Raw genomic sequence first — 8,214 nt, 5'->3', positions numbered from 1 at the left:
CGCGGCGCACGACGAGCAGGTCGAGGAGGCCCTCGCATGACCGTCTCCCTCGCCCCGCGCGCGACCGCGCACCGCACGGCCGACGAGCTGCGCGCCCTCGCCGAGTCGGGCAACGCCGAGCTCGGCAGTCTGACCGGCCACGAGGCATCCCCCGCCGAGGTCGTCCGCTGGGTCGCCGAGAACTTCTCGACGGATGCCGTCGCGGTCGCCTGCTCGATGGCCGACGCCGCCCTGCCGCACCTCGTGGCGGCGCAGCTGCCGGGCGTCGACGTGCTGTTCCTCGACACCGGCTACCACTTCGCCGAGACGCGGCACACCCGCGACGAGGTGCAGCGCGCGCTCGACGTGCGCGTCGTCGACGTGCTGCCCGAGCAGACCGTCGCCGAGCAGGACGCCGCGTTCGGCGAGAGGCTGTACTCCCGCGACCCCGGCCTGTGCTGCGCGCGCCGCAAGGTGGAGCCGCTGCACGAGGCGCTCGCGGGCTACGAGGTGTGGTTCACCGGCGTCCGCCGCGAGGAGGCGCCGACGCGCACGAGCACGCCGCTCGTGGCGTGGGACGAGCGCAACGGGCTCGTCAAGGTGAACCCGGTCGCCGCCTGGACCTTCGACGACCTGCTCGGCTACGCCGGCGCCCACGCGGTGCCGGTGAACCTGCTGATCGCCCACGGCTACCCGTCGATCGGGTGCGAGCCGTGCACCAGGCCCGTCGCCCCGGGCGAGGACCCCCGGGCCGGCCGCTGGGCCGGCCTCTCGAAGACGGAATGCGGGCTGCACCTATGACCGGAACGATCACCGCCGCACGCCTCGACACGCTCAGCCTGCTCGAGGCCGAGGCCATCCACGTCATCCGCGAGGTCGTCGCGGAGTTCGAGCGGCCCGTGCTGCTGTTCTCGGGCGGCAAGGACTCGGTCGTGGTGCTGCACCTCGCGACCAAGGCGTTCTTCCCCGGCCGCGTGCCCTTCCCCGTGCTGCACGTCGACACCGGGCACAACTTCCCCGAGGTGCTCGCGTTCCGCGACGAGACCGCCGCACGCGTCGGCGTGCGCCTCGAGGTCGCGCGCGTGCAGGACTACATCGACGACGGACGCCTGCACGAGCGCCCCGACGGCACCCGCAACCCGCTGCAGACGCTGCCGCTCCTCGACGCGATCGCCGCCGGCCGCCACGACGCCGTCTTCGGCGGCGCCCGCCGCGACGAGGACAAGGCACGCGCGAAGGAGCGCATCATCTCGCTCCGCGACGAGTTCGGCCAGTGGGACCCGCGCAACCAGCGTCCCGAGCTGTGGAGCCTCTACAACGGCCGTCACACGCCCGGCCAGCACGTGCGCGCGTTCCCCATCTCGAACTGGACGGAGCTCGACGTCTGGCGCTACATCGAGCGCGAAGGCATCCCGCTCCCCCCGCTGTACTTCGCGCACGAGCGCGACGTATACGACCGCGACGGCATGTGGCGCCCGGTCGGCGAGTTCTCGCCGCCGCGCCCCGATGAGCGGGTCGAGCGTCGCACCGTGCGCTACCGCACGGTCGGCGACATGAGCTGCACGGGCGCGGTCGAGTCGGATGCCGCCGACGTGAGCGCCATCATCGCCGAGGTCGCCCGGTCGACCCTCACCGAGCGCGGCGCGACGCGCGCCGACGACCGGCTCTCGGAGGCCGCCATGGAGGACCGCAAGAAGGACGGATACTTCTGATGACCGCGACCCTCACCACCCCTGGCACGCTGTTCCGCTTCGCGACGGCCGGCTCGGTCGACGACGGCAAGTCGACGCTCGTCGGGCGCCTGCTGCACGACTCGAAGGCGATCCTCGCCGACCAGCTCGAGCACGTCGCGCGCACGAGCGCCGAGCGCGGCTTCGGGCACGGCGCGTTCGACTTCGCGCTCCTGACCGACGGCCTGCGCGCCGAGCGCGAGCAGGGCATCACGATCGACGTCGCGTACCGGTACTTCTCCACCGGCGCGCGGTCGTTCATCCTCGCCGACTGCCCCGGGCACGTGCAGTACACGCGCAACATGGTCACCGGCGCGACGACGGCCGACGCGGTCGTGGTGCTCGTCGACGGCCGCAAGGGCGTGCTCGAGCAGACCCGGCGGCACCTGGCGGTCCTCGCACTCCTGCGCGTGCGGCACGTCGTCGTCGCGGTCAACAAGATCGACCTGCTGGGTTTCAGCGAAGACGCCTTCGCCGCCGTGGCCGCGCAGGTGCGGGCGGTGACCGACGAGCTCGGCATCGAGGACGTGCACGTGCTGCCGGTCTCGGCGCTGGAGGGCGACAACGTCGTCGAGCGCTCGCCGCGCACGCCGTGGTACGACGGGCCGGCGCTGCTGGAGCTGCTGGAGGGCCTCCCCTCGCAGGACGAGCTCGACGGCGCGTTCGACGCGTTCCGGCTGCCGGTGCAGCTCGTGCTGCGCCCGCAGGGCGGTCTCGCCCCCGCGCTCGCCGCCGACCCCGCGGCCGCCGAGCGCCACCGCGACTATCGCGCGGTGGCCGGGCGCATCTCGTCGGGGTCGGTGCGCGTCGGCGATCGGGTCACGATCTTCCCGAGCGGTGTGGAGACCACCGTCACCGGCGTCGACGTCGGGGGCGCCGAGACCGACGAGGCGCACGTGCCGCAATCGGTCGCGCTGCGCCTGGCCGACGACGTGGACGCCGCGCGCGGCGCCGTCGTGGCCGCCGCCGGCTCGCTCGCCCCCGCCCGGCGCGAGATCGAGGCGGAGCTCTTCCAGCTCGACGCCCGTCCGCTGGCCTCGGGGGCGCGCGTGCTCGTCAAGCACGGCACCGCGACGGTGCAGGCGATCGTCGAGGTCACCAGCAGCTACGACCTGAACGCGTTCGTGCACGTCACGGCATCCGCCCTCGCCGTCAACGACATCGGCCGCGCGCGCCTGCGCCTCGCCGCCGAGCTCCCGGTCGAGCCGTACGCGCGCCATCGCGCGAGCGGCTCGTTCCTGGTCATCCACCCGTCCGACGGCGCCACGCTCGCCGCCGGCACCGTGCTCGGCTGAACCGGCCGCGCACACCGACACGCCCGAAGGAGGCGAACGATGAAGACCCGGATTCTCACTCTCACCGCACTGGCTGCGGCGGCCATGGTGCTCGCGGGCTGCGGCGCCTCCCCCGCGCAGCCGGCTTCAACCGGAGAGGCGGACGCGACCGGGACGCCGGCGACCGAGCTGCGGCTCGGCTACTTCGCCAATGTGACGCACGCGCCCGCCCTGGTCGGACTGGAGGAGGGCCTGTTCCAGGAGGAGCTCGGCGACACCACGCTGACGACGCAGATCTTCAACGCCGGCCCCGCGGCCGTCGAGGCGCTGTCGGCGGGCGCGATCGACGCGGCCTACATCGGGCCGAACCCGTCGATCAACACGTTCATCCAGTCCGGCGGGCAGTCCGCGCGCGTCGTCGCGGGGGCCACCACCGGAGGCGCCGCGCTCGTCGTCCGCGACGGCATCGACTCGGCCGCCGACCTGGCCGGGACGACCCTCGCCACGCCCCAGCTGGGGAACACCCAGGACGTGGCGCTGCGCAGCTGGCTGCAGGACGAGGGCTTCACCACCGACACCAGCGGAGGCGGCGACGTGCAGATCACGCCGACCGAGAACGCGCAGACGCTCACCCTGTTCCAGCAGGGCGGCATCGACGGCGCGTGGCTGCCGGAGCCGTGGGTCTCGCGGCTCGTGGTCGACGCGGGCGCGCACGTGCTCGTCGACGAGGCCGATCTGTGGCCCGACGGCGCCTTCCCCACGACCGTGCTGCTCGTGCGCGCCGAGTTCCTCGACGAGCACCCCGAGACCGTACGGGCGCTGCTGGCCGGCCACCTCGACGCGCTCGCGTGGCTCGACGAGCACGGGGCGGATGCCGCGACCACGATCAACGCGAAGCTCGCGGCCGACACCGGCAAGCCGCTCGACGACGCGGTCATCGCGCGGGCGCTCGAGAACGTGACGTTCGCGCCCGACCCGCACGCGGAGGCGTTCCAGAAGCTCGTCGACAACGGCGTGGCCGCCGGGACGCAGAAGAAGGGCTCGATCGAGGGCCTCTTCGACCTGAGACTGCTCAACGGCCTCCTCGCCGAGCGCGACGCGAAGACGGTCTCGGCCGGCGGGCTCGGAGAGGACGGCGACTCGTGACCGCGACACGGCCCGCGCACGCGCGCCCGGCGGTCGCCCCGCTCGCCCCGAGCTTCGACCTCACGAGCGCGCCGCCTCCCCCGGCGACCGAGCCGGCGATCCGCCTGAAGGACGTGTCGAAGCGGTACGGCGCAGGTCCGGTCGTGCTCGACGGCGTGAGCCTCGACGTCCAGCCGGGCGAGTTCGTGTGCCTCGTCGGCGCGTCCGGCTGCGGCAAGTCGACGCTCCTGAACGTCATCGCGGGCCTCGACGGCGCCAGCTCGGGCACGGTCGAGATCCCGGCGCAGGGTGCGGCGCTCATGTTCCAGGAGTCGGCGCTCATGCCGTGGCTCACCGCGGCCCGCAACGTCGAGCTGGCGCTCGGGCTGCGCGGCATCCCCCGCGCGCAGCGCCGCGAACGCGCGCGCGAGCTGCTCGACGTCGTCAACCTCGCCGACGCGGCCGACAAACGGCCGCACGAGCTCTCCGGCGGCATGCGGCAGCGCGTGGCGCTCGCCCGCGCGCTGGCGCAGGACCGCCCGGTGCTGCTGATGGACGAGCCGTTCGCGGCGCTCGACGCGATCACGCGCGACCTCCTGCACGAGGAGCTCGAGCGTGTGTGGCGCACGACCGGCCGCACGATCGTGTTCGTGACGCACAACGTCGCCGAGGCGGTGCGTCTCGGGCAGCGCGTCGTGCTGCTGTCGAGCCGCCCGGGGCGCGTCGCCGGGCAGTGGCGGACCGGGGCCCGGCGTTCCGACGTCGCGTCGGCGCGGCTCGTGACCGAGATCACCGACCGGCTCCGGAAGGAGATCCGTCGAAATGCCTCCTGAGAGCACTGTCGCGAGCCCCGGAAGCTCGCTCGCGAGGATAGCGAGCCCCGCCGCGGAGTCCGGCACCGCGCCCGCGGTGTCGGACGCCGAGCTGCGCTCGCTCGCCTCCGGCCTCGATCGCCTGCAGACGACCGGCGAGCGCTCGCCCGGCCGGCTGCGCGCGATCGCGGCCGGCGTCGTGCCGCCGCTCGTGTTCGTCGCGGTCCTCCTGGTCGCCTGGCAGCTGTACGTCGCGATCGCGCAGCCGCGCCCCGACATCGCCCCGGGTCCGCTCGACGTGCTGAGCGCGTTCGGCACGGCGTGGGACAGCGGGCGCCTGCAGCTCGCCGTCGGCACGAGCCTCGAGCGCGGCGTCGTCGGCTTCCTCATCGCGATCGCGGTGGGCACGCCCCTCGGGCTGCTGCTGGCCGAGGTGCGACCGTTGCGCCGCGCGGTCGGGCCGATCGTCTCGGGCCTGCAGGTGCTGCCGTCGGTCGCGTGGGTTCCCGCGGCGATCATCTGGTTCGGGCTGTCGGATGCCACCGTGTACTTCGTCATCCTGATGGGCGCGATCCCCTCGATCGTCAACGGCCTCATCTCGGGCGTCGACCAGGTGCCGCCGCAGCTGCGCCGCGTGGGCACCGTGCTCGGCGCCGGGGCGTTCGCCCAGGCGACCCGCATCGTCCTGCCCGCGGCGCTCCCGGGCTATCTCGCGGGCCTCAAGCAGGGCTGGGCGTTCTCGTGGCGCTCGCTCATGGCCGCGGAGATCATCGCGATGGGCGGCACGATCGGGTTCGGCCTGGGTGCCATGCTGCAGCAGAACCGGGAGCTCGCCGACCTGGCGGGCGTGCTCGCGACGATCATCCTGATCCTCGCGATCGGCATCCTCGTCGAGCTCGTCGTCTTCGGCCCCGTCGAGCGGCGCATGCTGCGCCGCCGCGGACTGCTCGTGGGAGGCACCGCATGAACCTCGTCCCGACCCGCGGCCACGTGACGCTCGTGGGCGCCGGCCCCGGCGACGCGGGGCTCCTGACCCTCAAGGGCCTCCGGGCGCTGGAGGCGGCCGACGTCATCGTCGCCGACCGCCTCGGCGCCCGCGCGGTGCTCGACGGGCTCGCCGCCGACGGCATCGTCATCACCGCCGAGGTGATCGACGTGGGGAAGCTCCCCGGCTACCACGCCGTGCCGCAGGACGCCATCAACGAGCTGCTCGTGCGCCTCGCCCGCGAGGGCCGGCGCGTCGTGCGCCTCAAGGGCGGCGACCCGTACGTGTTCGGCCGCGGCGGCGAGGAGCTCGCGTTCTGCCGCGCGGCGGGCGTCGACGTCGAGGTCGTCTCGGGCGTGACCAGCGCGGTCTCGGTGCCCGCGATCGCCGGCATCCCGCTCACCCATCGCGGCGTCGCGACGGCCTTCACGGTCGTCACCGGCCACGACCAGATCCGCGCGATCGGCGGCGGCCGCGACCACACGGTCGTGCTCCTCATGGGGATCGGCACGCTCGCGCATGCGGCGGCGACCCTCGCCCGCGGCGAGCGCGGCGCGGACTGCCCGGTCGCGATCGTCGAGGACGGCTTCGGCCCCGCGCAGCGCGTGACCGTCGGCACGCTCGCCACCATCATCCATCAGGCCGCCGCACGCGGCGTCCGCTCGCCCGCGGTCGTCGTCGTCGGCGACGTCGTCTCTCTCAGCCCCTACGCCCCCGAAGAGCTCGCGCTCTCCGAACGAAAGGCCGCATCACTGTGACCGCTCCCTCCCCACTCGACCTCCGCGTCGCGATCGTCGGCGCGGGACCGGCCGGCATCTACGCCGGCAACCTCCTCGCCCGTGCGGTCGCCGAGACCGGCGGCACGGTCGCGATCGACCTGTTCGACTCGCTGCCCGCCCCGTACGGCCTCATCCGCTACGGCGTCGCCCCCGACCACCCCCGCATCAAGGGCATCGTGACCTCGCTGCACGAGATGCTGGATGCCGGCGCCATCCGCTTCCTCGGCAACGTCGAGGTGGGCCGCGACCTCTCGCTCGACGAGCTGGGCGCCCGCTACGACGCCGTGATCCTCGCGACCGGGGCGATCCGCGACGCCGACCTCGACATCCCCGGCATCGACCTGGCCGGCTCGTACGGTGCCGCGGACTTCGTCGCCTGGTACGACGGGCACCCCGACGTGTCGACCGCATGGCCGCTGGACGCGGCATCCGTCGCCGTCATCGGCAACGGCAACGTCGCGCTCGACGTGGCGCGCGTGCTCGCCAAGCACGCCGTCGACCTGCGCACGACCGAGGTGCCCGACAACGTCCTCGCGGGCCTGGAGACGTCGGCCGTGACCGACGTGCACGTGTTCGGCCGGCGCGGACCCGCGGGCATCAAGTTCACGCCCATCGAGCTGCGCGAGCTCGGCGAGGTCCGCGACGTCGACATCGTCCTGTACGACGAGGACTTCGACGGCGTCGACCCCGCCGCCGCGCCCAGCAACCAGCTGAAGATCATGCTGCGGACGCTCCAGTCGTGGCGCGCCCGTGAGACGGGAACGGCGAGCAGGCGGCTCCACTTGCACTTCCACCACGCGCCGGTCGAGATCCTCGGCGACGAGCGCGTCGGCGACGAGCGCGTCGGCGACGAGCGCGACGGCGTCGAGCGCGTCGGGGCCGTGCGCTTCGAGCGCACCGCGCCGGACGGGCAGGGCGGGGTGCGCGGCACCGGCGAGCTGCGCGACGTCCCGGTGCAGGCGGTCTACCGCGCGGTCGGCTACTACGGCACGCCGGTGGCCGGCGCGCCGTTCGACGCGGCGGCCGGCGTGGTGCCCAACGTCGAGGGCCGCGTGCACGACGAGGACGGCGCGCTCGTGCCCGGGCTGTACGCCACCGGCTGGATCAAGCGTGGACCGGTGGGCCTCATCGGCCACACCAAGTCCGACGCGATGGAGACCGTCGCGCACCTCGTCGCCGACGCCGCCGCGGGAGCGCTCGCACCCCGTCAGGGCGAGGGCGACATCCGCGAGCGGCTGGACGAGCTCGGCGTCGAGTACACGACGTGGCCCGGATGGCTGGCCCTCGACGCGTACGAGCGCGCGCTCGGCGCGGGGCACGTCCACACGCGCGAGCGCGTGAAGGTCGTGCCGCGCGACGAGCAGGTCGCCGTCGCGCGCGACCACACGCTGATCCGGTCGTGAACGTGCGCGCGGGCGGGGATGCCAGGGCCGTCGGCTCAGGCGGCGACGGCGGGGCCGCGGGTGTGGGCGGGCATGCCGGGGTCGCCGGCCCAGGCGACGACGGCGGGGCCGCGGGTGTGGGCGGGCA

At 74.1% G+C, this 8,214-nt stretch carries 8 protein-coding genes; all 8 read left to right on the top strand.

The window, feature by feature from the left end; genetic code table 11:
• The first annotated feature begins 36 nt into the window (after positions 1-36).
• The 8 genes from WML84_RS10755 (at position 37) to WML84_RS10720 (ending at position 8,087) form a co-directional block, all read left to right on the top strand.
• Positions 37-780 (top strand): phosphoadenylyl-sulfate reductase, encoded by a 744-nt coding sequence (locus WML84_RS10755; RefSeq protein WP_347346142.1) that lies wholly within the window; start codon positions 37-39, stop codon positions 778-780.
• Complete coding sequence (gene cysD, locus WML84_RS10750; protein WP_347346141.1) at positions 777-1,691, top strand: sulfate adenylyltransferase subunit CysD; 915 nt, start codon at positions 777-779, stop codon at positions 1,689-1,691. The genes WML84_RS10755 and cysD overlap by 4 nt, the downstream gene beginning before the upstream one ends.
• Positions 1,691-3,004 (top strand): GTP-binding protein, encoded by a 1,314-nt coding sequence (locus WML84_RS10745; protein WP_347346140.1) that lies wholly within the window; start codon positions 1,691-1,693, stop codon positions 3,002-3,004. The genes cysD and WML84_RS10745 overlap by 1 nt, the downstream gene beginning before the upstream one ends.
• A 39-nt stretch (positions 3,005-3,043) precedes the next feature.
• Positions 3,044-4,129, top strand: coding sequence for an ABC transporter substrate-binding protein (locus tag WML84_RS10740; protein WP_347346139.1), 1,086 nt, complete (start codon positions 3,044-3,046; stop codon positions 4,127-4,129).
• A gap of 98 nt (positions 4,130-4,227) precedes the next feature.
• On the top strand, positions 4,228-4,941 hold the full coding sequence (locus tag WML84_RS10735; protein WP_347346143.1) for an ABC transporter ATP-binding protein: 714 nt from the start codon (positions 4,228-4,230) through the stop codon (positions 4,939-4,941).
• Entirely contained in the window at positions 4,931-5,887 is a 957-nt protein-coding gene (locus tag WML84_RS10730) for an ABC transporter permease (RefSeq protein ID WP_347346138.1), read from the top strand. Before WML84_RS10735 ends, WML84_RS10730 begins: the two co-directional genes overlap by 11 nt.
• Complete coding sequence (gene cobA / locus WML84_RS10725) at positions 5,884-6,663, top strand: uroporphyrinogen-III C-methyltransferase (RefSeq protein WP_347346137.1); 780 nt, start codon at positions 5,884-5,886, stop codon at positions 6,661-6,663. The genes WML84_RS10730 and cobA overlap by 4 nt, the downstream gene beginning before the upstream one ends.
• Positions 6,660-8,087, top strand: a complete 1,428-nt coding sequence (locus WML84_RS10720) for an FAD-dependent oxidoreductase (protein ID WP_347346136.1) — start codon at positions 6,660-6,662, stop codon at positions 8,085-8,087. Before cobA ends, WML84_RS10720 begins: the two co-directional genes overlap by 4 nt.
• Positions 8,088-8,214 lie beyond the last annotated feature (127 nt).

The organism is Microbacterium sp., from assembly GCF_039812165.1.
GTDB lineage: Bacteria > Actinomycetota > Actinomycetes > Actinomycetales > Microbacteriaceae > Microbacterium.
Note: the sequence above shows the minus strand (reverse complement) of the source record. Positions and strands in the feature narration are given on the sequence as shown.

What these genes read in the sequence shown, in the direction of transcription:
- WML84_RS10755 (WP_347346142.1), top strand. Translation starts at nt 37, where the DNA reads ATGACCGTCTCCCTCGCCCCGCGCGCGACCGCGCACCGCACGGCCGAC.
- cysD (WP_347346141.1), top strand. Translation starts at nt 777, where the DNA reads ATGACCGGAACGATCACCGCCGCACGCCTCGACACGCTCAGCCTGCTC.
- WML84_RS10745 (WP_347346140.1), top strand. Translation starts at nt 1,691, where the DNA reads ATGACCGCGACCCTCACCACCCCTGGCACGCTGTTCCGCTTCGCGACG.
- WML84_RS10740 (WP_347346139.1), top strand. Translation starts at nt 3,044, where the DNA reads ATGAAGACCCGGATTCTCACTCTCACCGCACTGGCTGCGGCGGCCATG.
- WML84_RS10730 (WP_347346138.1), top strand. Translation starts at nt 4,931, where the DNA reads ATGCCTCCTGAGAGCACTGTCGCGAGCCCCGGAAGCTCGCTCGCGAGG.
- cobA (WP_347346137.1), top strand. Translation starts at nt 5,884, where the DNA reads ATGAACCTCGTCCCGACCCGCGGCCACGTGACGCTCGTGGGCGCCGGC.